General features: G+C 73.2%; 20 protein-coding genes and 1 tRNA gene. 13 read left to right on the top strand and 8 right to left on the bottom strand.

All coding sequences use genetic code 11. The features are described from left to right. Nucleotides 1–48: 48 nt before the first annotated feature. Nucleotides 49–2,823: an AfsR/SARP family transcriptional regulator gene (locus LO763_RS08065; RefSeq protein WP_230601461.1), complete on the bottom strand. Its 2,775-nt coding sequence runs from the start codon at nt 2,821–2,823 to the stop codon at nt 49–51. Nucleotides 2,824–2,962: 139 nt separating this feature from the next. Here LO763_RS08065 and LO763_RS08060 point away from each other — a divergent pair, with 139 nt between their 5' ends. After that, nucleotides 2,963–3,634, top strand: coding sequence for a hypothetical protein (locus tag LO763_RS08060; RefSeq protein WP_230601460.1), 672 nt, complete (start codon nt 2,963–2,965; stop codon nt 3,632–3,634). Between the two features lie 53 nt (nt 3,635–3,687). On the opposite strand, the gene LO763_RS08055 is transcribed toward LO763_RS08060, so the two are convergent. From LO763_RS08055 to LO763_RS08035, 5 genes are all read right to left on the bottom strand, one after another. Then, nucleotides 3,688–3,897 (bottom strand): helix-turn-helix domain-containing protein, encoded by a 210-nt coding sequence (locus LO763_RS08055; RefSeq protein ID WP_230601458.1) that lies wholly within the window; start codon nt 3,895–3,897, stop codon nt 3,688–3,690. Then, nucleotides 3,897–4,397 carry a DUF2975 domain-containing protein gene (locus LO763_RS08050; protein WP_230601457.1) on the bottom strand — a complete coding sequence of 167 codons (501 nt, stop codon included), beginning with the start codon at nt 4,395–4,397 and terminating at the stop codon, nt 3,897–3,899. Before LO763_RS08050 ends, LO763_RS08055 begins: the two co-directional genes overlap by 1 nt. Nucleotides 4,398–4,446: 49 nt before the next feature. Continuing rightward, a complete protein-coding gene (locus tag LO763_RS08045) occupies nt 4,447–4,752 on the bottom strand; it encodes a putative antibiotic biosynthesis monooxygenase (protein ID WP_230601456.1) in 306 nt (101 codons plus the stop codon). 357 nt (nt 4,753–5,109) lie between these two features. Then, nucleotides 5,110–6,300: a hypothetical protein gene (locus LO763_RS08040; RefSeq protein WP_230601455.1), complete on the bottom strand. Its 1,191-nt coding sequence runs from the start codon at nt 6,298–6,300 to the stop codon at nt 5,110–5,112. A 10-nt stretch (nt 6,301–6,310) separates the two neighbouring features. After that, the gene (locus LO763_RS08035; protein ID WP_230601453.1) at nt 6,311–6,634 is read right to left on the bottom strand and encodes a hypothetical protein; all 324 of its coding nucleotides are present in this window, start codon (nt 6,632–6,634) and stop codon (nt 6,311–6,313) included. A 215-nt stretch (nt 6,635–6,849) separates the two neighbouring features. Here LO763_RS08035 and LO763_RS08030 point away from each other — a divergent pair, with 215 nt between their 5' ends. Together LO763_RS08030 and LO763_RS08025 are read left to right on the top strand one after the other, a co-directional pair. Further along, a complete protein-coding gene (locus LO763_RS08030; RefSeq protein ID WP_230601452.1) occupies nt 6,850–8,406 on the top strand; it encodes a hypothetical protein in 1,557 nt (518 codons plus the stop codon). A gap of 34 nt (nt 8,407–8,440) precedes the next feature. Further along, nucleotides 8,441–8,773, top strand: a complete 333-nt coding sequence (locus LO763_RS08025) for a hypothetical protein (RefSeq protein WP_230601451.1) — start codon at nt 8,441–8,443, stop codon at nt 8,771–8,773. Nucleotides 8,774–9,244: 471 nt separating this feature from the next. On the opposite strand, the gene LO763_RS08020 is transcribed toward LO763_RS08025, so the two are convergent. Beyond that, on the bottom strand, nt 9,245–11,083 hold the full coding sequence (locus LO763_RS08020) for an acyl-CoA dehydrogenase (protein ID WP_230601450.1): 1,839 nt from the start codon (nt 11,081–11,083) through the stop codon (nt 9,245–9,247). Nucleotides 11,084–11,414: 331 nt separating this feature from the next. Between LO763_RS08020 and LO763_RS08015 the strand changes: the two genes are divergently transcribed. Continuing rightward, complete coding sequence (locus LO763_RS08015) at nt 11,415–11,555, top strand: hypothetical protein (RefSeq protein WP_230601449.1); 141 nt, start codon at nt 11,415–11,417, stop codon at nt 11,553–11,555. Between the two features lie 152 nt (nt 11,556–11,707). Here LO763_RS08015 and LO763_RS08010 read toward each other — a convergent pair whose 3' ends face one another. After that, nucleotides 11,708–12,811, bottom strand: coding sequence for a PP2C family protein-serine/threonine phosphatase (locus LO763_RS08010; RefSeq protein ID WP_230601448.1), 1,104 nt, complete (start codon nt 12,809–12,811; stop codon nt 11,708–11,710). Between the two features lie 470 nt (nt 12,812–13,281). Here LO763_RS08010 and LO763_RS08005 point away from each other — a divergent pair, with 470 nt between their 5' ends. The 9 genes from LO763_RS08005 to LO763_RS07965 all read left to right on the top strand — a co-directional run bounded on the left by LO763_RS08005 (nt 13,282) and on the right by LO763_RS07965 (nt 21,686). Then, nucleotides 13,282–13,758 (top strand): GNAT family N-acetyltransferase, encoded by a 477-nt coding sequence (locus tag LO763_RS08005; protein WP_230601447.1) that lies wholly within the window; start codon nt 13,282–13,284, stop codon nt 13,756–13,758. A 265-nt stretch (nt 13,759–14,023) separates the two neighbouring features. Then, nucleotides 14,024–14,833 carry a S1 family peptidase gene (locus tag LO763_RS08000; protein ID WP_230601446.1) on the top strand — a complete coding sequence of 270 codons (810 nt, stop codon included), beginning with the start codon at nt 14,024–14,026 and terminating at the stop codon, nt 14,831–14,833. A gap of 88 nt (nt 14,834–14,921) precedes the next feature. Then, nucleotides 14,922–14,992: transfer RNA gene (locus tag LO763_RS07995), tRNA-Gly, on the top strand. Nucleotides 14,993–15,320: 328 nt separating this feature from the next. Next, complete coding sequence (locus tag LO763_RS07990) at nt 15,321–16,601, top strand: extracellular solute-binding protein (protein ID WP_230601445.1); 1,281 nt, start codon at nt 15,321–15,323, stop codon at nt 16,599–16,601. Next, complete coding sequence (locus tag LO763_RS07985; protein WP_255672000.1) at nt 16,583–17,587, top strand: carbohydrate ABC transporter permease; 1,005 nt, start codon at nt 16,583–16,585, stop codon at nt 17,585–17,587. The genes LO763_RS07990 and LO763_RS07985 overlap by 19 nt, the downstream gene beginning before the upstream one ends. After that, entirely contained in the window at nt 17,584–18,426 is an 843-nt protein-coding gene (locus tag LO763_RS07980; RefSeq protein WP_230601443.1) for a carbohydrate ABC transporter permease, read from the top strand. Before LO763_RS07985 ends, LO763_RS07980 begins: the two co-directional genes overlap by 4 nt. A gap of 100 nt (nt 18,427–18,526) precedes the next feature. After that, on the top strand, nt 18,527–20,425 hold the full coding sequence (locus LO763_RS07975) for a beta-propeller domain-containing protein (protein WP_230601442.1): 1,899 nt from the start codon (nt 18,527–18,529) through the stop codon (nt 20,423–20,425). A 206-nt stretch (nt 20,426–20,631) separates the two neighbouring features. After that, a complete protein-coding gene (locus LO763_RS07970) occupies nt 20,632–21,453 on the top strand; it encodes a DddA-like double-stranded DNA deaminase toxin (RefSeq protein WP_230601441.1) in 822 nt (273 codons plus the stop codon). Beyond that, complete coding sequence (locus LO763_RS07965; RefSeq protein ID WP_230601440.1) at nt 21,450–21,686, top strand: hypothetical protein; 237 nt, start codon at nt 21,450–21,452, stop codon at nt 21,684–21,686. The genes LO763_RS07970 and LO763_RS07965 overlap by 4 nt, the downstream gene beginning before the upstream one ends. The last annotated feature ends 45 nt before the right edge of the window (nt 21,687–21,731 follow it).

Here is a 21,731-nt window from a genome sequence, read left to right as displayed (position 1 = left end):
CCGCGAAGACGTCAGGGCCGCGCCTCCCGGGGCGCGGCCCTTCGCCGTTCAGCGGGCGCCGAGCTTGGCGCGGACCCGGGAGAGCTCGAGGAGGTTGCCGAACTCCTCGTAGCCGCGCTCGGCGGTGCGCCACTCGGCCGCGGCCCGCGCCCTCTCGCCGCGGTCCTCCAGGACGTCGCCGGTCTGCTCGTGCACGAACGCGACCGTGGGCTCCATCCCGAGCTCGGCGAACAGGCGCCGGGACCGCTCGAACCGGTCGAGGGACTCGTCGAACCGCCCCTCCAGCCGGGCGAGGAGGCCGTGCCCCAGGTGCACGTTGGCGAGGCCGATCGCCGCGTCGATCCGCTCGGAGGCCGTGAGCAGCTCGTCGAAGCAGGCCCGGGCCTCCGCGAACGCGCCGAGGTGGGCGGCGTGCCATCCGACGGCCCACACCGACCGGAGCTCCCACACCAGGTCCCCGACCTCGGCGAAGAGCCGCCGGGCCTCGCGGGCGGCCGCGTGCGCCTCGGCGTGGCGGTCCTGCCGGCCCGCCTGCACCGTCAGGCCGAAATGGACGAATCCGCCGGCCCAGGGCTGGCCGGTCGCCTCGGCGAGCGCCACCGCGCGGTCGAGGTAGGCGGCGCTCGCGTCGCCGTCGCCGGTGAGCAGGAGCGCCGCCGAGAGGTACCCGAGGGAGACGACCTGCCCGAACTCGTCGCCGCTGCGCTCGGCGGCGGCCAGGGCCGCGGTCTGGACCTCGCGCAGGTCGCGGCTGCGGCCGAGCATGTAGTCGGCGAGGCACCAGCCCAGGCGCCAGGCCCGGTCGTCGCCGAGCGCGGGCCCGCGGCGCATCAGACCGAGGACCACGTCGTACTCGGCGGCGAACCACGCCATGGCCGCGCGCAGGTCGCGGACGGGCTCGGGGGTGACGCCCGGGGCCGGCCCCTCGAGGGGCGGGTTGCCGCCGTGCACGGTGAGCAGCCGGTTGGCGGCCTGCGCGGAGTGGACGAAGTAGTCGAGCATCCGCTCCTCGGCGGCGCGGTGCCGCTCGGGGGCGACCTCCTCGGCGAAGCGCTCCTTCGCGTAGGCGCGCAGCATGTCGTGCATGGTGTAGCGGCCCGGCGCGGGCTGCTCGACGAGGTTCACGCCCACCAGTTCGGCCAGGGCCGTCTCGGCGTCGCCGGGGGGCACGCCCATGAGGCTGGCCATGGCCGCGGTGGTCAGCTCGTGCCCGGGGTGGAGGCCGAAGAGCCGGAACGCCTGCGCCGCGCGGCTGCCGAGCGCCTGGTAGGAGCAGGCGAACACCGAGCGCGGGTCGGAGGCGAGGTCGATGTGGGCGAGGACCTTGAAGACGTTGGTGGCCCGCTCGAGCCGCTCACTGAGGACGGCGAGCGGCAGGTTGGGGTTGGCGGCGGCCCAGGCGCCGATGAGGGTCAGCGCGAGCGGGAGCCGGTCGCAGGCGGCCACGATCCGGCGCACCGGCTCCTCCTCGGCCAGCGCCCGCTCCATGCCGATGCGCCGCACCAGCAGCGCCCACGCCTCGGACTCGGGCAGCACGCCGAGGCGGACCACGTCGGCGCCTTCGGCCGCGTCGAGCCCTGCGAGGCGGTCGCGGCTGGTGACGAGGGTGAAGCTGCCGGGCGCGACCGGCAGGAGCGGCCGGACGTGGGCGGCGTCCCGGGCGTTGTCGAGCACCAGGAGGACCTTCCGGTGGGCCAGGACCGTCCGGTACAGGCCGACGCGCTCGTCCAGTCCGGCCGGGAGCTGGTGCGCCTCGACGCCGAAGGCGGCCAGGGCCTCGCCGAGGACCGCGGCCGGGTCGGCGGCGGGCGCGGCGGGGTCGAAGCCGCGCAGGTTGACGTACAGCTGCCCGTCGGGGAAGCGGTGGGCGACCCGGTGGGCCCAGCGGACGGCGAGCGCGGTCTTGCCGACGCCGCCCATGCCGGTGACGACGGCGAGCCCGGCCTCGCCGTCGGCGGCGTCGAGGTGGCCGTCGAGGAGGCGGGTCTCCTGCTCGCGGCCGGTGAAGCGGGTGTTGGCGCGCGGGAGGGTGGTGGGGACGCGGCGGGGCGGGGCGGGTTCGACGGCGGGGGCGGCGGGCGGCTCGTCGTCGCGCAGGATCTTCAGGTGGAGTTCGAGGAGCTCCCGGTTGGGGTCGGCGCCGAGGGCGTCGACGAGCCGGACACGGAGGGCCTCGTAGGCCTCCAGGGCCTCGGTGGCGCGGCCGGAGGCGTGGAGGGCGCGCATGAGGAGGGCGGTGAAGCGCTGCCGGGTGTCGTGGACGGCGACGATCTGGCGCAGCTCCTCGACGACCTCGGTGTGGCGGCCGAGTCCGAGGTCGAGGTCGACGCGCCGCTCCAGGAGCGCGAGCCGGTAGTCGTCGTGGCGGCGGCGGATCGCGTCCACGGCGTCGCCGGAGAGGTCGGCGAGGGCGGGGCCGCGCCACTCGTCGAGGGCCTCGCGTAGGGCGGCGGCGGCCCCGGCGAGGTCGCCTTCGGCCCGCAGGCGCCGGGCCTCGTTGTCCTTCGCCTTGCAGCGCAGGAGGTCGAGCTCCCCGGTGTCGATGATGAACTGGTAGGCGCTGCCGACGGTGTCGAGGCGGCCGCGGGCGGGTCCGAGTCGGCGGCGGAGGACGCCGACGGTGTTCTGGATCTGCGTCTCGGGGTCCTGGGGGACGTCGACGCCGTAGACGGCGCGGACGAGGTCCTTCAGCGGCACGACGTTGTTGGCCTCGTCGAGGAGGATCGCCAGGATGGCGGCGGCGTTGCCGCGGGGGATCGCGGCGGGCCGGCCGTCGACCAGGACCGTGAGGGGGCCGAGCAGCCGCACGTCGAGACCGGGCATGTCCTCCGCCTTCGGTACTAGGGGTTTCCAGTGTCCCACAAGGTGGTGCGGGGCGCTCGACGCGAACATGACCGATCGGTGACCGATCCGTGAGCGGCGCGCCGAGGATCGGTCCCCCAGCGGAGTGGAAGGCGGACCGATGGAGCGGATGGAGTTCCCCGAGGACTACGAGGACCGTGTGGCCCAGGGGCGGCGGGCGGCGGCGCGGCTCCCGGCGGGGCCGGTGCGCGACGCGGTGCACCGGGCGCTGGAGGCGGCCCCCTCCAGGGAGCGGTACGAGCGGGCGGCGGCGCTCGCCGAGCGGGCCGGGGCGCTGATCGAGGACCTGACGCGCCGCGGGTTCGACGGCACGGACGCCGGCCGGGTCGCGTGGCTGCGCCTGGACTACACCGGCAAGCTGGTGTCGCTCGCGTTGAGCCCCACCGTGGACCGGTTGAGCAACCGGGCCGTGGCCGACGCCGTCGGGGCGGCGTGGACGGCGGCCGAGGCGGCCCGCTCGGAGCACGTGCTGCGCCTGGAGCGCAGCCATGCCGACCTGGTGGCCGCCCGCGTGCCGGACCGGCGCGGCGACGAGCTCCGGGACCTGGTCGCCGAGAGCGCGGAGCGGTTCGAGCACACCACGGAGGACGACCTGTGCTCGGCGGAGGTGAACCTGGAGGGCCGGCTGACGGGGTTCCGGTTCCTGGTGCCGAACGCGACGCTCGACACCGAGTGCGGGGAGCTGTCGGAGCGGGCGGCGGCGACGATCCGGACGGCCCAGGAGCGGGCCGCGGCGCGCTTGCACACCTTGCTGTCGGAGGCGCTCGGGTAGGGCGGCGGGCCGGAGCGGCACCGCGGGCGGCGCCGCTCGGGCAGGGCCCGCCGCTACTCGTCGGGGACGCGGCGCAGGACGTCCCCGGGCTGGCAGTCGAGGACGCGGCAGATCGCGTCGAGGGTGGTGAAGCGGACGGCCTTGGCGCGCCCGTTCTTGAGGACGGCGACGTTGGCGGGCGTGATGCCCACGGCCACGGCGAACTCCCCCACGGACATGCCGCTGCGGGCGAGCTGGACGTCGAGGTCGACGACGATCCCCATCAGACGACCTCGGCCATCTCGGCCTCGAGGTCGGCCGCCTTGCGCAGCAGGCCGCGCAGGATGACCACGGCCATGGCGAACGCGGCTCCGGCGCCGGCGCACACGACGGCCGCGCCGAAGGCGCCGAGCAGGGCCATGTCCTGGCCGGGGGGCTCGGGGACGTGCCAGAACATGAGGTGGCCGACGACGCCGAGCGCGATGAGGGTCGCGACGACGGTGGCGCCGATGACGACGTCGACCCACCGGAAGGCCCGCGGGGTGAAGATCGCCTTGCGGCCGATCATGCCCAGCAGCATCCACATCGCGACGAGCGCGACCTGGACGCAGGCGACGCCGAGGATCGCCGCGGTCGCGTAGGGGACGGCGAAGGGCTCGTAGGGCGGGAAGTTCTCGACCTCGTTGGCCGCCGTGTTGGGGATGACGAGGACCTGGCCGAAGAGGCCGACCAGGAGGACCGCGATGATGCCGAGGCGCAGCACGGCGATGAAGAAACGATGCATGCATCGATTCTCGATAGATATCTATCGAAAGTCAATAGGTCTTGCAGAGTTATCTCACGACGGCCACCGGGAAGAGGATCGTGTCGGCGACGGTGCGGTCGCGCTCCCCGGCGAGGGCGAGGCGGCGGGGGTCGGCCATGTAGGCGTCGAGCGCGGCCTGGCCGGGGAAGCGGAAGAGCTGGACCTCGTGGGGGCGGCCCTCGGCGCCGTCGCCGATCGCGCGCGAGACGACCTCGCCGCCGTGCCCGGGGACCAGCGCGAGCACCTGGTCCTCGTAGGCGGTCATCGCCTGCTCGGCCCCGGGGCGCGCCCGGAGCAGGCAGCACAGTTCGATCGGGGGATTCGCTGCTGGCATGGCTCCATGATCGCAGAGCGGCGCAAGGCGCCGCCGCGGCGGCGGGCGCGATCCCCCCGTCGCACCCGGCGCTCCCGCTGCGAGGCGCCCCCGCGCCGCGCAGCGGACCGACGTCCCCGGTCCCGGTACGGCCCCCGCACCTTGCTCGCGCCGGGCGCGGGATGCGGGAGGGCATGGGCGCCTTCCGCGGGGCCGGCGCGTTCCGCGGCGACGAGTCAGACGAGACCGAGGCATGACGCCTTCCGCGGAGCCCGGCACCTCGCCCGCGTCAGGCGCCGTCCGGTCCGGGCGGCGATGAGGCGCCCCGTCCGCAGCGGGCACCGCGGCCCGCCCGTCCGCCGATGCGACCCCGCCGCACTACTCGTAGGGGTCGTCGGCGGCCTTGACGATGCCCCAGACGTCCTCGTCGTCCTCCGTCAGGTTCGACTCGCGGCCGCCGTCCTCGTCGTCCCCGGCTCCGGCGCCCCGGCCGCCCGCCCCGGCGCCCATCATGCCGGGCGCGCCCGGCCTGGCGCCCGCACCGGCCGCGTTCGCCGCCGCCACCGGGGCGGTCATCGCGCCGCCCATGCCGCCCGTCGGCACCGCGCCCGCGCCGGCCCCCGGGACGCCGGAGCCGAGTCCGCCGCCCAGGCCGCCGGCGCCGGGCCCGCCTCCCGAGCCGAGACCGCCGCCGGAGGCGAGGCCCCCGGTGAGGTCGTCGGGGTCGGCCGGAGCGTCCCAGGGACGCTCGGGGACCTCGGGGAGGTCGGGCTGCGCGAGGTCCTCCAGGCCCGGAGGAGTCTGCGGCGACTGCGGCATCTGCGGTGCCTGCGGCGTCTCGGGCTGCTGCCGGTCGGACGCCGCGGGGTCCTCCCCGTCCTCCTGCGGCGGCTCCTCCGAATCCTCCTCCTCAGTGGACTCTTCTTCGGCGGGCTCCTCTTCCGGCTGCTCCTCCTCGGCCGAGCCCTCCTCCTGGCCCGGCGCCCCGCCCTCCTCCTCGGGGGCGGGGGGCGCCGGCGTCCCGCCGGTCTTGTCGTCCAGGGGCCGCAGCAGCGCCGAGGACTGGTCGAGGGCGGTGCTCCCCGTCGCGTCCGACGAGTTGATCAGCCCCAGGAGCGTCTCCAGCCGCAGCGTCCCCTCCCCCGCCTGCATCTGGAGCGAGGCCTCCAGGAGGCCCGCGAGGGGGCCCGCCGAGGCGATCATGGCCCGCTGCGCGGCGCTCAGCACGACCATGGGCGTGGGCAGGACGTCGAAGCCGGCCGCCTTCCACGAGGCGTCCACGAGCGTCATCATGTTGCAGTCGATGAACATCCGGTCGCCGGCCGCCTTGAGGCCCGCGGCCGCGGCGTCCAGTTCGGCGATCACCTGGGAGAGGTGGTCGTTCACCGAGCCGACCTCGCCGTTGAACGCCTCGTTCGCGGTGTCCTCCCAGTGGGTGTTGATCTCGGTGACCTTGGAGCCGTAGTCGATCTGGTACGCCGTCAGCTCGATGGAGGCCTCGGTGATCTCCGCGGCGAGGTCGGTGAAGGCCGTGGCGTCCGCCGACAGCGCTTCCTGGTAGCTGGGCATGGGTGCTCTCCTATCGCGTCGCGCCGGCGGGGACGTCCGATTGAATGCCGCCGAAGCGGTCGCCCGCCTCCTGGTCGGCGGTGTCGAGGTCGTCGGCGGCGCCGACGACCTGCTCGCCCTGCCAGGCCAGGCGCCGCTCGACCCCGTCGGTCACGGCCGCGAGCGCGGTCTGCCACCGGCGCCCCGCGCCGCCGGTGGCGAAACCGGGGTTGCGGTCGGCGGCGGTCTGCGCCGGCAGCTCGGTCCGCTGCGACGCGTTCCGCGCGACGGGGGCGAAGTCGCGGAGGCCGGAGCCGCCCGCTCGCACACCGTCGACGTCCATGTGCACGGTCATGGGGTCCTCCTTCGAGGTGCCTGCGCCCGTCAGGGCGGACGCCCGGCGGCGTCCCGCATACTGTCGCGCCCGCCGTCACGGGACGGTCCCGCTCCAGAGGGGACCGGGCCATGACGGATTCGTGACGATGCGGTCTTCCATGGGCGGCACGCGCAACGGCGTACACGGAGCAGAGGGCGCGGGCCGCGGGCCCGGGCCGGAGGAGGACGCTGGCGATGACCGACAGCCTGTTCGCGAGCGACGGCGACGCGGCCGAGGAGGACGGCGGCCTCCACTTCACGGTGGAGGTGCCGACGTTCGAGTTCACCCTCGCCTTCGGCGACACCGCGGCCTCCGGCGGCGAGCGCGCCGGGTGCTCCTCGGCGGCCTGCCCGCACCCGGTCGCGCACCCCGCCGAGGAGGACTGGGTGCAGCTGGCGTCGGCGGTGCCGGTCGAGGGGCAGCCGGGCCGGTTCAAGCCCCGCTGCGAGGGCATGGCCTACCCGACCGAGGACGACTTCCGGGCGGCGATCGCCGCGGTCAGGCCCGAGGACGCCGACGCGTTCGCGATGCAGCGCCTGCGGACCGGCTGGACCGAGGAGGTGGGCGCGCGGATCGGGTCGTGGTCGGACCGGTTGAAGTCGCGGCTGTCGTCGCTCGCGGAGGGCTGGGCCGGGGAGGACTTCGAGGCGTTCGCGGAGCAGGCCGACCAGGCGCGCGCGCTCGTGGAGGGCCTGGCCGACGACATCGAGGCGACCGTCGCCGAACTGGAGGGCCGGGAGGCGGCGATCTACACGCTCCAGGGCGGCGACTCGGGCGAGATCCCCTACCCCGCGCCGATGGTCGGCGTGGAGGGCGAGTGGTCGAACCTGGTCTCGCTGCACCTGCGGCCCGCCTGGTGGCACGGCGACTGCATCCGGATGAGCTGCGAGGAGGCCGAGCGGGCGCTCGAGCTGGCCGGGGCGGACCCGCGGCTGGCGACCGACGTGCGCGAGTTCGTCGAGGAGCGGGTCGGCGCGGGCCTGTCGGGGCTCGGGGCGCTGGTCGCGGACGTGCGGGCGCTCGCGGGCGAGGAGGCCAAGGAGGTCTTCGCGGACCGGGTCGCGGCCGAGCTGGCGGCCTACCGCGAGCGGCAGGCGGCGGTCGACGAGGCGATCGCGGCGAAGCGGGACGGGCAGAGCCAGGAGCTGACGGCGCTGCGCCCCACCGGCGGGGACCGGCCGCTGCCCGGCGGTGCCGACGCGGCGCACATGGACCTGGCGGCGCCCGAGGCGGAGCAGCCGTCACCGCCGGTCGCGCCGCAGGCGACGCAGGACCCGACCCCGGTCCCGCCCGGCGGCGACGGGACCTCGCGCGCCGAGGACGAGACCGCGTGGGAGGACGGAGCGGACGGGGAGGACGAGGAGGAGGGCGAGGTCTCGGGCGGCCTCGCCTCCGGCGGGCCCGGCGGCGGCCCGGGCGGCGTGTTCGGCGCGAGCGGCGGGACGACGCGCGCGGGCGGCCTCCCGGGGCCGGGCGGGGCGGGGGGCGTGCCGCAGGGGCTGTTCGGTCCGGCGGTGACGGCGCCGGTGCCGGCCGCGGGGCCCGCCGGGGCGACCGGCGGGGCCGGGGGCGGCGCGGGCGGCGCCCGGCCGGGCATGGCGCCGGTGCAGCAGGGCGGCGCGTCGGGCAAGGGCGGCAAGACCGACGACGAGGACGAGGCGGAGGAGGACGAGGGCCCGCAGGACCTCGCCCGGCGCGAGACCGGGAACGTCTGGGGCTACGTCAAACCGAACGAGGACCTGTACAACTGACCGGCGCAGGCCGTTCACGAGCGAAGGAGGGCGCATGGGCGAGCGCGTGTTCGACCCCGAGGCGGTCGAGGAGTACCGGCAGCTGGTGCTGGAGCTGCTGGACGAGTTGGAGGGCGAGGTGATCCCGGTGCTGGGCACGGGGACGCTGAGCCGGGCCCCGGCGTTCGGGACCGCGCCGGGCGCGGCCGACGCGGCGGGGCGGTACCTGGAGTTCCACGCCGCCGCCTGGCGGAACCTCCAGTACCTGCGGGGGACCCTGCACGGCATGGAGGCGGCGCTGGGCGCGGCCACCAGCGGTGAGGAGGAGGTCGGGTTCTACTTCCGGTTCGGCACCCCGGGCGAGGCCGCGACGGAACCGGGCGATTGAGCGGACCGGAGGGTTCGGTCGGAGGATCCGCGAGGCGCGGCGGCGCGTGCGGCACGCACCTGAGCGGCGACGCGTTCGAGTCCGGGTCCGGGCGGCCCGGCCGCCGACGCGCGGGCCGGCGGCTCGCGTACCGGGAGGCCTCGGGACCGCCCGGGTCAGGAGGCCTGCCGAGGGCGGGCCAGGGCGCCGGGAGACCGGAGGCCGACCCGGTCGCACCGGCCCGCGCCGCACCGGCCCGCATCGCACCGGCCGTCCCCAACCCCCACCCGCCACTGGAGGGGAAGACACTGTCGCGCCGCTCGATCGTTCCGGTCGGGTACGACAAGACCCGGGCCGTTTCGGGCCCGGGTCGCTCGTTTTCACCCGATCGTGTCGCGGCCGGGGCGCGGACGCCGCGGCGCCGGCCGCGTCACCGCCGGGGGCCGGGCGCGCCGCCGAGGCGGGATCGCGCCGCGGGCCCGGCCGCGCCGGCTAGAACGCCTCGTCCGGGAGGTCCATCGCGGTCAGGTCGGCGGCCTCGACGACCTTGCGGTCGGCCGTCAGCCGCGGCAGCACCTCCTTGGCGAAGAACTTCGCCGAGGCGACCTTCCCGCGGTAGAAGTCGTCGTCCGCGCCCTCGTCGAGCCGGCGCTGCGCGACCTCGGCCTGGCGCAGCAGCAGCCACCCGACCATCAGGTCGCCGACCGCCAGCAGCAGCCGCCGCGAGTGCAGCCCGGCCTTGTACAGCTCGCGCGGCTCGCCCGACATCGGGCCCATGAGCGCCGGCTGGAGCGCCTCGATGACGCCCTGCACGTCGCCGAGCGCGCGCAGCACCTTCCCGCGCGTCTCCTCCAGCTCCGCGTGCCCGTCCTGCGTCGCCGCCATGATCTCCGCGGCGACGGCCATGAGCGACTCGCCGTTGTCCTTGATGATCTTGCGGAACAGGAAGTCCAGGCTCTGGATCGCGGTGGTGCCCTCGTAGAGCGTGTCGATCTTCGCGTCCCGCACGTACTGCTCGAGCGGGTAGTCCTGGAGGTACCCCGAGCCGCCGAACGTCTGGAGCGACTCGGCGCTCAGCAGCTCGTACGCCCGCTCCGAGCCGCAGCCCTTGACCAGCGGCAGCAGCAGGTCGTTGATCTTCTTGGCGGTCTCGGCCGCCTCCTCGTCGCCCTCGAGCTCGGCCAGGCGCGCCTTGTCCTGCCACGACGCGGTGTACGCCACGAGCGCCCGCAGGCCCTCGGCGTAGCTCTTCTGCATCAGCAGCGAGCGGCGCACGTCCGGGTGCTTGATGATCGGGACCCGCGGCGAGGCCTTGTCGGCGGACTGGAGCAGGTCCGGGCCCTGGATGCGGCTCTTGGCGTAGTCGAGCGCGTTGAGGTACCCGGTGGAGAGGGTGGCGATCGCCTTGGTGCCCACCATCATCCGCGCGTACTCGATGATGAGGAACATCTGGCGGATGCCCTCGTGCTTCTCGCCGAGGAGCCAGCCCTTCGCGGGGGCCTTCTCGCCGAAGGTGAGCTCGGCGGTGGCCGAGACCTTCAGGCCCATCTTGTGCTCGATGTTGGTGACCTTGACGCCGTTGCGCTCCCCGAGCTCCCCGGTGGCCGGGTCGAACTCGTACTTGGGGACGATGAAGAGGCTGAGGCCCTTGGTGCCGGGCCCGCCGGCGCCCTCCTCGCCCACGGGGCGCGCGAGCACGTAGTGGATGATGTTGTCGGTCATGTCCTGGTCGCCCGAGGTGATGAACCGCTTGACGCCCTCGATGTGCCAGGAGCCGTCGGGCTGCTTGTAGGCCTTGGTGGTGCCCGCGCCGACGTCGGAGCCCGCGTCGGGCTCGGTGAGGACCATGGTGGCGCCCCAGCCCTTCTCGACGAAGAGCTTGGCCCACTCCTTCTGCTCGTCGGTGCCCTCGAGGTGCGCGGTGTGCGCGAACGAGGAGCCGGCGGCGTACATCCACAGTGCCGGGTTGGCGCCGAGCACGAGTTCGGCGAGGGACCACCAGAGCATGCGGGGGGCGACGGTGCCGCCGAGGACCTCGGGCAGGTCGAGGCGCCAGTACTCGGCGTCGATGAACGCCTTGTAGGACTTCTTGAAGGCCTCGGGGAGCGTCACCGAGGCGGTGGCGGCGTCGAACGCGGGCGGGTTGCGGTCGCCCTCGACGTAGCTGGCGGCGAGCTCCTCCTCGGACAGGCGCGCGAGCTCGCGCAGGACCTCGCGGGCGGTGGCCTCGTCCAGGTCCGCGAAGGCCTCGTGCTTGAGGATCTCGTCCGCTCCGAAGACCTCGAAGAGATTGAACTCCAGGTCTCGGAGGTTGTGGCGGAAGTGCGTCATTGCGGGTCCTCCATTACTCGGTGGTAACCCCCATCATATTACCCGCGAGTAGGTACGTCGAGCGTCCCGCCTGGCGAGCCGGGGCGCGTGTCGGATTTCCGTCGCCGCCGCCGTTCGTCGAAAGCCGCGAAACCGACTCTAGACCTCAGAGCGGGCGGCCGGCGGACGCCGGCCGCCGCGGCGCCCCGGGATCCGGCGCCCGGGCCGCCCCGGCGCGTCCTTCGATCGGGTGAGCGGCGGACGGGTTCGCCCGCGGCGCCGTAACCGGCGCACCCGTGTCTCGTTGAACCGGGAGACAGACCGCCTGTGCGATCACACCAGGAGCGCCCCCATGATCCGAGCCGTCGCCGACCGCCTCGCCGCCCGCGCCCGCCCGGCGTACGTCGGCCGCCACCGCCGCGCCAGACCCGTCCTCCAGCGCGTCTTCGGGGCGCCCGTGCCCGCCGTCCCGGTCGAGGAGGCCGCGTCGTGAGCCCGCGTCACGAAGGCCGCGTCACGGAGGCCGCGTCGTGAGCCCCGGCCGGTCCGCGCCGGCGCGGCTCACCAAGCGCCGCCGCGCGTTCCCGCGGCTGCGGTCCCTGCGGCGCTGCCGCGCCGGGCGCCGCCGGTGAGCGGGCCCGCGGGTCAGTCCGAGTCGGGCCGGTAGTCCAGGAGCAGCAGGGCGATGTCGTCGGTCAGCGGCCCGCCCACCCAGCGCCGCAGCGCCGACTCGAGCGAGGCCAGGCCGTCGCCCACGTTCCCGTGGCCGATGAGGCTCCAGGCCCGCTCGCGGATCGGGAAGAACTCGCCGTCCTTGCGGGCCTCGGCCAGGCCGTCGGTGTACAGGAAGATCCGGTCCCCCGGCTGGAGCCGGAGCGTCAGCTCCCGCGCCGAGGGGTTGAGGCCGAGCGGCGGCGCCATCGACTCGGGCTCCAGGTAGGTCGCGACGCCGTCGCGCACCAGCATCGGCGGCGGGTGCCCGCAGTTGACGATCTCGAGCGTCCCGCCCCGCTCCTGGAGCAGGATCGCGGTCACGAAGTCCTCGTCGCCGGCGTTGCGGGCCACCGCGTGGTCGAGGTCGGTGATCATGCACCGCTGGTCGGCCCGCTCGAACGCCACGTGGCGGTAGGAGCCGAGCACGGTCGAGGACAGGCGCACCGCGTCCAGGCCCTTGCCGCGCACGTCGCCGATGATGATCCGCACCCCGAAGTCGGTGTCGAGGGCCTCGTAGAGGTCGCCGCCGATCTCCGCTCCCGATCGCGCCGAGACGTAGCGGGCCGCGATGTCGAACGGCCCCATGCGCTCCCCGATGGGCCGCAGGATCGCCTGCTGCACCACCGAGGCCAGCTGCGTCAGGCGCCGCAGGCGCTCGTCGTCGCGTTCGCGCACGATCGACACGGCCGCCGAGATCACCACGGCCACGGCCACGACCAGGAAGTCCACGCCGTGGTCGGCGACGTCGCCCATCGCGAAGTCGTAGAGGATCCACAGGTAGACGAAGGCCCCGGCCATGCTCGCCAGGCCGACCCCGGCCACCCAGCGCCAGGGCAGGAACGCCGAGGCCGCCAGCGGGGGCAGCGCGAGCCACGAGACGGCGTGCGAGTCGTCCCGCACGGTCAGGCGGAGCCCGACCAGGACGACCACGACGGCGAAGGCGGCGGTGAACGCCGACCGCACCGACGGTGCCGACCAGCCGTGCCACCGGTCGGCGCGGGCCGCGGCGGGCCTGCGGTGCATCGTCGCGCGCATGTGGTTGCGTGCCTCCTTCCTGCCGGATCGCGGCCGGGTCCCCGTGCGTGTCGAGACGGACCGCGGGGGCGGGCCCCGTTCGGGCGCGGGCGCGCCCTGCCGTGGCTGGTAGGGAGCGTCTCGCCCGCGAGCGGTCCGGGCGAAGCGGCGCGGGGATCAGGGCACCGGACTTCGACCGTCGTCGATGGATATGCCCGGAGCGCCGGACCCGACTCGCGCATCGCCGATGTGAAGATCGTAATGGTCCGCGCGGCGCTACCGGGCGTGGAGGAGCCTGTCGGACGGGTGACGGCGAAGTCTGTGCGTTCGGCCGGTCCGTGACGCCGAAAGGACTGCCCCGGTCTCAGCTGTTCGGCCGGTGCCGGACCGTCCCGAGCAGTGCGGGGAGGCGCGGCGGCAAGGCCCCGGGCGGGCCCGGCGTGACGCATCGCGCTGGCGCCGCGGCCGGGCGCCGTGCCAGAGTTGAGGACGTGGAAAAGCTCTCGCGCACCCCCTTCGACAGCCCTGTGGCGCAACTGCTCTGCGCCGAGATCCAGGCCGAGTACGTCCGCCGCTACGGCGACGGCGACCAGACGGTGCTGGAGGCGGGCGACTTCGACCCGCCGAACGGGGACTTCCTGGTGGCCTACGACGAGTCGGGCGAGCCGCTCGGCTGCGGCGGCTGGCGCGCGCACGAGGAGGACGCCGAGATGAAGCGCGTCTACGTGCGCGAGCACGCCCGGCGGCGGGGCCTGGCCCGGCGCCTCGTGGCGGCGGTGGAGGCCTCGGCGGCCGCGGCCGGGCGCCGGCGGGTCATCCTCGAGACCGGGCCCCGGCAGCCCGAGGCGGTCGCGATGTACGGGGCGATGGGGTACCTGCCGGTGACGCCCTTCGGGCACTACGCGGCGGCCGACGGCTCGATCCACCTGGGCAAGGAGCTGCGCAGCGAGCGCACCGCGGGCGTGTAGGCCATGAAGCGGCGGGGCCGGGCGGCGGTGCCGCCCGGCCCTTTCGTCCGCACAGGACCGGTCTCCCGTCCCCAATGGCCCGATCGAAATGGACGCTTGCAGGCGGTCCGTCCTTATTGGTGGGGATAAGTAAGTTATTCGGCGTTATTCAGTGAAATACCGCTTGCGCCGGGATTATTTAAATATGAGTGTTTTTACCGTAGGCTCCTGAACGGCAGGCAACACACCGCCGCTTCCTGACCACCCTTACGGAAGGAACACGCGCGTGCACGACCGAAACAAGACCCTCACCCGCCTCGGCGCCGTCGCCGCCGCCGGCCTCGGCGCCGCGGCCCTGGCCCTCGGCACCACCGGCGCGAACGCCGAGGAGGCCGCCCCCGGCGGCGACTTCGACGCCCAGATCATCGGCGGACAGCCCGCCGCGGAGGGCCAGTTCCCCTGGATCGTCGCCCTCGCCGACGCGAACGACCCGTCCTACAACTACTGCGGCGGCCAGCTCATCGAGCCGGACGTCGTCCTCACCGCCGCCCACTGCACCGAGGGCTCGGCCGCCTCGGACGTGGTGGTCCGCCACGGCGGCACCGACATCGCCGAGACCGACGTCCACGAGGTCGCCGCCGTCCACGTCGCCGAGGGCTTCGACGGCGCCACGATGGCGAACGACTGGGCGCTCGTGCGGCTCGCCGAGCCGATCGCCGGGGCCCCGACCGTCCCGCTGGCCGACGCCGACACCGAGGGGGGCACCCTGACCGTCGCCGGCTGGGGCACCACCGAGAGCGGCTCGCTCTCCGACGCGCTGCTGTACGTCGACGTCCCGTACATCGCCGACGCCGACTGCTCCGGCGCCTACGGCTCCGAGTTCGACGCGGCCACCATGATCTGCGCCGGCGACCTGGAGAACGGCGGGGTCGACTCGTGCCAGGGCGACTCGGGCGGCCCGCTCGTCTCGGCCGACGGCGTCCTGGTCGGCATCGTCAGCTGGGGCTACGGCTGCGCCGAGGCGGGCAAACCCGGCGTCTACGCCAACGTCGGACTCCTGCACGACGACATCGAGGCCGCTCTGGCCGCGCTGTAGGGACCGCGCGGCGGGGCCCGGCGGCGGGGCCGCCGGGCCCCGCCGCCGCGGCCTTGTATACTTCGTGCGTCTCCGTTCGTCGGAGTCCGCGGGTGTAGTTCACTGGTAGAATGCGACCTTCCCAAGGTTGAGAAGCGGGTTCGATTCCCGTCACCCGCTCCGACACCGCTTATGTTGCGGTTCCACAACACCTTGCACGGCCGTCCCGGCTCCGGGGCGGCCGTTTCGGCGTCCCCGGGCCCGCTCCGCACCGCACCGCTCCCCCATGACCTGCCTATGTTCTCGGTCACTCGCGCGCGCCAGGTGGAAATAGAGACCCTCTTCACTTTCCCAGAGGTCACAGGTACTATGACCGCATCGAAAGTTTCCGATACTTGTTCCGAAAGTTTCGGCTGCGCTGCCTCCCTTGGGCGAACCTCGCGACCAGCGAGCGGACCCGGCGCTACCGGCCACTTCGGACACCACATCCCTCGAAAGGACGACTCCGATGCGCAAACCCCTGAGGCGGCTCCGGGCGGCCCTCGCCGCCGGTGCCGCCGCCTCCCTCGCGCTGACCGCCGCCGCCTGCGGCGACAGCGGCGAGAGCGACGCCGACATCACCTGGTGGCACATCCAGAACCAGGACCCCCTCATGTCCACCTGGCAGGAGTACGCCGACGACTTCGGAGAAGCGAACGACCTCACCTTCGACGTCCAGCCCATCGAGAACCAGGCGTTCAAGGACCGCATGGCCACCGCCTCGCAGTCCGGCGACGTCCCCGACATCTTCCACACCTGGGGCGGCGGCGTCCTCGCCCAGCAGGTGGAGGCCGGCCTCGTGCAGGACCTCACCGGCAAGCTCGACTGCATCGACCAGATCAACCCGATCGCCCTGGAGCCGTACACGATCGACGGCAAGCTCTACGGGATGCCGTTCGACGCCGGCGTGGTCGGGTTCTGGTACAACATGGACCTCTTCGCCCAGGCGGGCATCGACCAGCCCCCGGCCACCTGGGACGAGTTCCTCACCGCCGTCCAGGCGCTCAAGGACGAGGGCATCGCCCCGATCGCCCTCGCCGGGGCCGACCAGTGGCCCGGCCACTACTACTGGACCTACCTGGTGATGCGCATCGTGGGCCTCGACGGCCTCGAGGCCGCGGCCGAGGCCGGCGACTTCTCCGGCGAGGGCTTCCTCCAGGCCGGCGACATGGTCGCCGAACTGGCCGCCATGGAGCCGTTCCAGCCCGGCTTCGAGTCCGCGACCTACGGCGAGGCCGACGGCCAGTCCGCGGTCATGGGCGAGGGCCTGGCCGCCATGGAGCTGATGGGCCAGTGGGCCCCGCAGGCCCAGCGCGACAACTCCGGCACCGACGGGCCCGAGAACCTCGGGTTCTTCCCCTTCCCCACGGTCGAGGGCGGCGTCGGCACGACCACCGAGTGGCTCGGCGGCGGCAACGGCTACGCGGTCGCCGCGGACGCCCCCGACGAGGCGCTGGACTTCCTGTGCAACTTCATGGAGCCCGAGAACTACGCCCGCGCCATCACCGAGGGCAACCTGACCCCGGTCGCCGTGGACACCGCGGCGGTCGCGCCGGACCTGAACGCCGACAGCCAGAAGGTCGTCGACGCGCTCGCGACGGCCACCGGCACGCAGCTCTACCTCGACCAGGCGTACCCGCCCGCCATCGGCGGCGTCATCAACGAGGCCACCGAAGGCCTCCTGCTGGGCCAGCTGACGGCCGAGGACTTCGTGGCGATGGTCAACGAGGCATGGGCGGCCGAGGCGTGACCGTCAAGGCATCGCCGCAGGGCTCCCCTGCCGTGGGGCGCCCGGACCGTCGCGCGGGGGGCAACCCCCGCCGGCGGTCCGGGCGCCCCGGCGCGGGGGTCCTCGCCTCGTTCATCGCGCCCGGCCTGGTGCTGTTCCTGCTGTTCGTGATCCTGCCGGTCCTATTCGCCGCGTACGTGGCGTTCTTCCGGTGGAACGGCCTCGGCGGCGTGCCGACCGACTTCGTCGGTCTCGAGAACTTCCGGAACCTGCTCCAGGACGACGTCTTCCTCGGCGACCTGTGGCGCCTGGGCCTGATCGTGGTCCTCTCCCTCGTGGTGCAGCTGCCCCTCTCGTTCGGGCTCGCCATGCTGCTGCACCAGCGCTTCCCGGGGCGCACCGCGTTCCGGCTGCTGTTCTTCGTGCCCTACGTCCTCACCGAGGCGGTCACGGCGGTCCTGTTCCGCCTGGTGTTCTCGCCCCGGCGCGGCTTCGCCGACTCGTTCCTGGCGAACCTGGGCATCGACGCCCAGATCGGCTGGCTGTCCGACCGCGACATCATCATGTTCGTCATCTTCGGGATCCTGACCTGGAAGTTCTTCGGCTTCCACATGATCCTGTTCCTGGCCGGGCGCCAGAACATCCCCGACGAGCTGTACGAGGCCGCCGAGATCGACGGCGCCACCAGGTCCCAGGCGTTCCGCAACATCACGCTGCCGCTCATGGGCCCGACCCTGCGGATGATCGTGTTCCTGTCCGTCATCGGCACCGTGCAGCTGTTCGACCTGGTGTACGTGCTCACCGGCGGCGGGCCGTTCCACGCCTCCGAGACCCTCGCGATCACCATGTACGAGCAGGGCTTCCAGCGCAACCAGATCGGGTACGCCTCGGCGCTGTCGATCGCGATGTTCCTCATCAGCCTCGTCTTCGCGCTGTTCTACCAGCGGCTCGTCCTCAAACGCGACCTGCAGGGCTCGCTGACCAACGCCGGAGGGAACCGGTCATGAGCGTCATCACGCGCCGGGCGCACCTGCTGCGCCACACCGGCTTCTACATCGCCGCGTTCCTCACCACGGCGTTCGTGGCCACGCCGATCCTGTTCGCGCTCCTCGGCGGCTTCAAGGACAACCAGCAGCTGCGCGAGAACGCCCTGGGCCTGCCGAGCCCGTGGAACGTCGAGAACTACACCGACGTGCTCTCCTCGGGCGCGTTCTGGCAGCAGACGTTCAGCTCCATCTTCATCGCGCTCATCACCACGTTCATCGTCGTGGCCTGCTCGGCGATGGTCGCGTTCGTGTTCGCCCGCTTCGCCTTCCGGGGGCGCGAGGGCCTGTTCACGCTCTTCGCGGCCGGCATGATGTTCCCGTTCGCGGTGGCGGTGCTGCCGCTGTTCATCATCCTGCGCACCTTCGAGCTGCTCAACAGCCCGCTCGGGGTGATCCTGCCGCAGGCCGCGTTCGGCCTGCCGCTGACGATCATCATCCTGCGCACGTTCTTCCGCTCGATCCCCGGCGAGGTGGAGGAGGCCGCGACCATCGACGGCGCGGGCCCGTGGCTGTTCTTCGTGCGCATCCTGCTGCCGATGGCGCGGCCGGTGCTCGCCACCGTCTCGGTGCTCGCGCTGGTGGGCTCCTGGAACTCGTTCCTGCTGCCGCTGGTGGTGCTCCAGAAGTCGACCTGGTGGACGCTGCCGCTCGGCGTCACCCAGTTCAGCGGCCAGTACGCCTCGGACACCGCGAAGGTGCTCGCGTTCGTCATGCTCGCGATGCTCCCCGCGCTGGTGTTCTACGCGTTCGCCGAACGCCACCTCATCAGCGGCCTGACCTCGGGCGGCACCAAGGGGTAGCCGCCCGGACGACGGACGGGCCCGGGGAGCGCATTGGGACGCCCCGGGCCCGTCCTCGTGCGGAGGGAACCGGACGCGGGGCCCCGGCGTCCGATGAGGCATGAGACCCCGACTCCTCACCGCGCTCGCCGCGGCCGCCGCCCTCATAGGCGCGGGCGCGTGCACCTCCCCTTCCACCAACGTCGATGTGGCACCCGGTTCTGTCCCGTGGGTGCCGGTCTCGGCGCAGCTCGCGTCCTACCAGTCCTGCGACGAGGCCCTCGAGAGCATCCAGGACGCCGCGATCACCGTCTTGAGCGGCTGGAACGATCATGGCTTCTACGGCGGTGCCGAGGAGTTCGCCCGGGCGGACGAGGGCGCCGTCGCCGCCGAGGAGTTCTCGGGCGCCGCGGGCGCCACCGCCGACGCCGGCGCCCACTCCGAGACCAACAACGCCGTCGCGGGCGTGGACGAGCCGGACCTGGTCAAGACCGACGGGACCTTCGTCTACAGTGCCGCGGGCGGGGCCGTGCGGGCGGTGGACACCCGCACGGCCGAGGTGGTCGCCGAGCGCGACCTGGACGAGTACGCCTGGGACCAGCGGCTGTTCCTCGCCGAGGACGCGCTCCTGCTGATGTACGCGCAGGACGTGCAGACCGAGGACGACTACTACAGCGAGTTCACGCTGGAGCGCCTCGACCCCGCGACCCTGGAGGTGCTCGACCGGTTCACCATGGAGGGCGCCATGGTCGACGCTCGCATGGTGGACGGCGAGGTGCGCCTGGCGGTGTCCTCCCAGCCGCGGATGCAGCCGGTGTGGGACCTGCTGTGGACCGGCGAGGCCGACGAGGGCGACCTCGCGGCGGCCGTGCGCGACACCGAGATCGAGGACTGGCTGCCCGAGTACAGCGTCAACGGCGAAGCGGGGCGGGTGGACTGCGGGGACGTGGCCCACCCCGAGCGCTTCAGCGGCTCCTCGGTGAGCGTGTTCGCCCTCCCGGCCGAGGGCGCGTGGCCCATGGTCGAGCCCCACGTGGTGATGGCCGACGGCACCACGGTGCACGGCACCGCCGACAGCCTCTACCTGGCGCACTACGACCACGCGTGGACCGGCGGGGAGGCCGAGGCCGAGACGGAGATCTACCGGTTCGCGTTCGCGGACGGAGCGCCGCGCCTCGCGGGCGAGGCGGCCGTCCCCGGCACCCTGCTGAACCAGTACTCGCTGAGCGAGTACGACGGGCACCTGCGGGTGGCGACGACCGAGACGCCCGGCTGGGGCTGCCCGATGGACGCGATGTGCGTCTGGGGCGGCGGGTCCGGGGAGGTCGCCGAGCCCTCGAAGTCCACGGTCACGGTGTTCTCGGTCGGCGAGGACGCGCTGGAGGAGACCGGGTCGGTGAGCGACCTCGGGGTGGACGAGCAGATCTACGCGGTCAGGTTCATCGGCGAGACCGGCTACGTGGTGACGTTCCGCCAGACCGACCCGCTGTACACGCTGGACCTGTCCGACCCAGCGAACCCGGTGGTCACCGGGGAGCTGAAGATCACCGGGTACTCGGCGTACCTGCATCCGGTCGGCCCCGGTCGGCTCCTGGGTGTCGGCCAGGAGGCCACTGGCGAGGGGCGGACCACGGGCCTTCAAGTGAGCCTGTTCGACACGGGCGCAGCCGAGGCGACCGTGGTGGACCAGTATCAGCGGGAGGGGGCGCAGTCGAGCGTCGAGTGGGAGCCGCACGCGTTCCTGTACTGGGAGGACAGCGGTATCGCGGTGGTGCCGGCGACCGAGTGGGGCGAGTACGGCGACGAGTTCGAGACCGGTGCGGTGGTACTGGAGGTCGGCGAGGACTCGCTGAGCGAGGCGGCCTGGATCACCCAGTCCGAGGCGACCGGGGACCCGTACACGGGCCAGATCCTGCGCAGCCTCGTCATCGGCGATCAGTTGTGGACGGTCTCGGACCAGGGGCTCCAGGCCAACGAGCTGGGCGGCGACTACGCGGTCGCCGCCTGGACGGCCTGGTAGAAGGGGAAAACCGGGCCCGCACCGCAATTCGGGTGGCGGTGCGGGCCCGCTCATGCGAGGGCGCGCTCCTCACTGCAAGGGGGAGCGCGCCGTGTCTTGCAGGCCGGACAGGCCAGGCGATCTCACCTGTATTCGCGGACCCCATGGGGGCCTGGGACAAAGTAGGCTCATTCAGCCCTTGCCCCCGCTGATACGGAGCTCATGGCGTGTCATTGCTCGCTGAGCTGATCGCGTCCCTGCGCGCGCTCGTCGACGCCGCCCGCGAATCCGCAGGCGCGATCCGGGCCGCGCGAGACCAGGTCGAGGGCTCACTTGAACAAGTGCGTGCGGCAACTGTGGGATCCGACAGCCCGCTGGTTGCCGAGGGCGACGGGCAGTTGCAGGCCGCACTGGGCAAGATCGACGAAGCCGCAGCGCTCCTGGAGGCCGGCAATCAGTCTTGGGAAAGGTACATCGCGGGCCCACTGCTCGGCGGCGGGTCTTCAGGAGGTGGCGTTGGCAGGAAACCGCCCGGCGCAACGCCGCCTTCAACTCCGGAGCCCGAGCCGTTGCAGCCGTTCGGACCTCCGATCGACGGATTCTCGCCGCAGCGACTCCATCGGGAACCTGTCGACCAGCTCAGGCGCGAAGGGTGGCCCACCAACGCCGAAGGAAAGACCTCGGCCCGAGGTCACCTGTACGACCAGCAGGGGCGACGGGTCCGCGAGACCCCTTACCGCGCCTACAAGAGAGGTGAGGCCCCTGTGCGGTCAGACCTCAGAGCACCGTGGGCGTCCGACCCGGAGTTGACGTCCACCTGGCACGCCGAATCCGACGCCGCGGCCGACATCCGCAGCATGGGCGGCGGCGAGCACGCCCTGTACATCAACATCCCGCCGTGCGGGCGGTCCAACAGGGACCCCAAACGGTGCGACGCTAACCTGGAGAAGATCCTCCCCACGAACACGACCCTGTACGTGTGGGAGATCAGCGAGAACGGTTCGCGAACCAGGTACATCTACCGAGGCAACGGAGAGGCGATCAAGTGAGCAACCCCGACATGCCGGTGGCAACGACCGATTCCGCCCTAGAAGCGCGGCTGCGTGAACGCGCCGATGAGCTGTCAAGCCGTGAGCTTACCGAGTTCGCGCACTCGCTCGGTCTCTATCCGCCTGGGTACGGCGAGGACTTCGATCCGCCGCTGGTGCTCACTTGGCCGCCTGGCGAGGATTTCGACTCCGAAGGGCTGCTGGTGTGGGATCTGCGTTCCGACGAGGACTGACGGGCTGGGCGTGAAGGAGAAAGGCGCGCTCCCCCTTGCAGTGGG

The sequence above is a fragment of the Glycomyces amatae genome, from assembly GCF_020991375.1.
GTDB lineage: Bacteria > Actinomycetota > Actinomycetes > Mycobacteriales > Micromonosporaceae > Glycomyces > Glycomyces amatae.
The sequence above is the reverse complement of the archived record's forward strand: the minus strand, read 5'-3'. Positions and strand labels throughout refer to the sequence as shown.

Coding starts and splice junctions, on each gene's coding strand:
- LO763_RS08065 (WP_230601461.1), bottom strand. CDS start 2,823: ATGCCCGGTCTCGACGTGCGGCTGCTCGGCCCCCTCACGGTCCTGGTC.
- LO763_RS08060 (WP_230601460.1), top strand. CDS start 2,963: ATGGAGCGGATGGAGTTCCCCGAGGACTACGAGGACCGTGTGGCCCAG.
- LO763_RS08055 (WP_230601458.1), bottom strand. CDS start 3,897: ATGGGGATCGTCGTCGACCTCGACGTCCAGCTCGCCCGCAGCGGCATG.
- LO763_RS08050 (WP_230601457.1), bottom strand. CDS start 4,397: ATGCATCGTTTCTTCATCGCCGTGCTGCGCCTCGGCATCATCGCGGTC.
- LO763_RS08045 (WP_230601456.1), bottom strand. CDS start 4,752: ATGCCAGCAGCGAATCCCCCGATCGAACTGTGCTGCCTGCTCCGGGCG.
- LO763_RS08040 (WP_230601455.1), bottom strand. CDS start 6,300: ATGCCCAGCTACCAGGAAGCGCTGTCGGCGGACGCCACGGCCTTCACC.
- LO763_RS08035 (WP_230601453.1), bottom strand. CDS start 6,634: ATGACCGTGCACATGGACGTCGACGGTGTGCGAGCGGGCGGCTCCGGC.
- LO763_RS08030 (WP_230601452.1), top strand. CDS start 6,850: ATGACCGACAGCCTGTTCGCGAGCGACGGCGACGCGGCCGAGGAGGAC.
- LO763_RS08025 (WP_230601451.1), top strand. CDS start 8,441: ATGGGCGAGCGCGTGTTCGACCCCGAGGCGGTCGAGGAGTACCGGCAG.
- LO763_RS08020 (WP_230601450.1), bottom strand. CDS start 11,083: ATGACGCACTTCCGCCACAACCTCCGAGACCTGGAGTTCAATCTCTTC.
- LO763_RS08015 (WP_230601449.1), top strand. CDS start 11,415: ATGATCCGAGCCGTCGCCGACCGCCTCGCCGCCCGCGCCCGCCCGGCG.
- LO763_RS08010 (WP_230601448.1), bottom strand. CDS start 12,811: ATGCGCGCGACGATGCACCGCAGGCCCGCCGCGGCCCGCGCCGACCGG.
- LO763_RS07990 (WP_230601445.1), top strand. CDS start 15,321: ATGCGCAAACCCCTGAGGCGGCTCCGGGCGGCCCTCGCCGCCGGTGCC.
- LO763_RS07985 (WP_255672000.1), top strand. CDS start 16,583: ATGGGCGGCCGAGGCGTGACCGTCAAGGCATCGCCGCAGGGCTCCCCT.
- LO763_RS07980 (WP_230601443.1), top strand. CDS start 17,584: ATGAGCGTCATCACGCGCCGGGCGCACCTGCTGCGCCACACCGGCTTC.
- LO763_RS07975 (WP_230601442.1), top strand. CDS start 18,527: ATGAGACCCCGACTCCTCACCGCGCTCGCCGCGGCCGCCGCCCTCATA.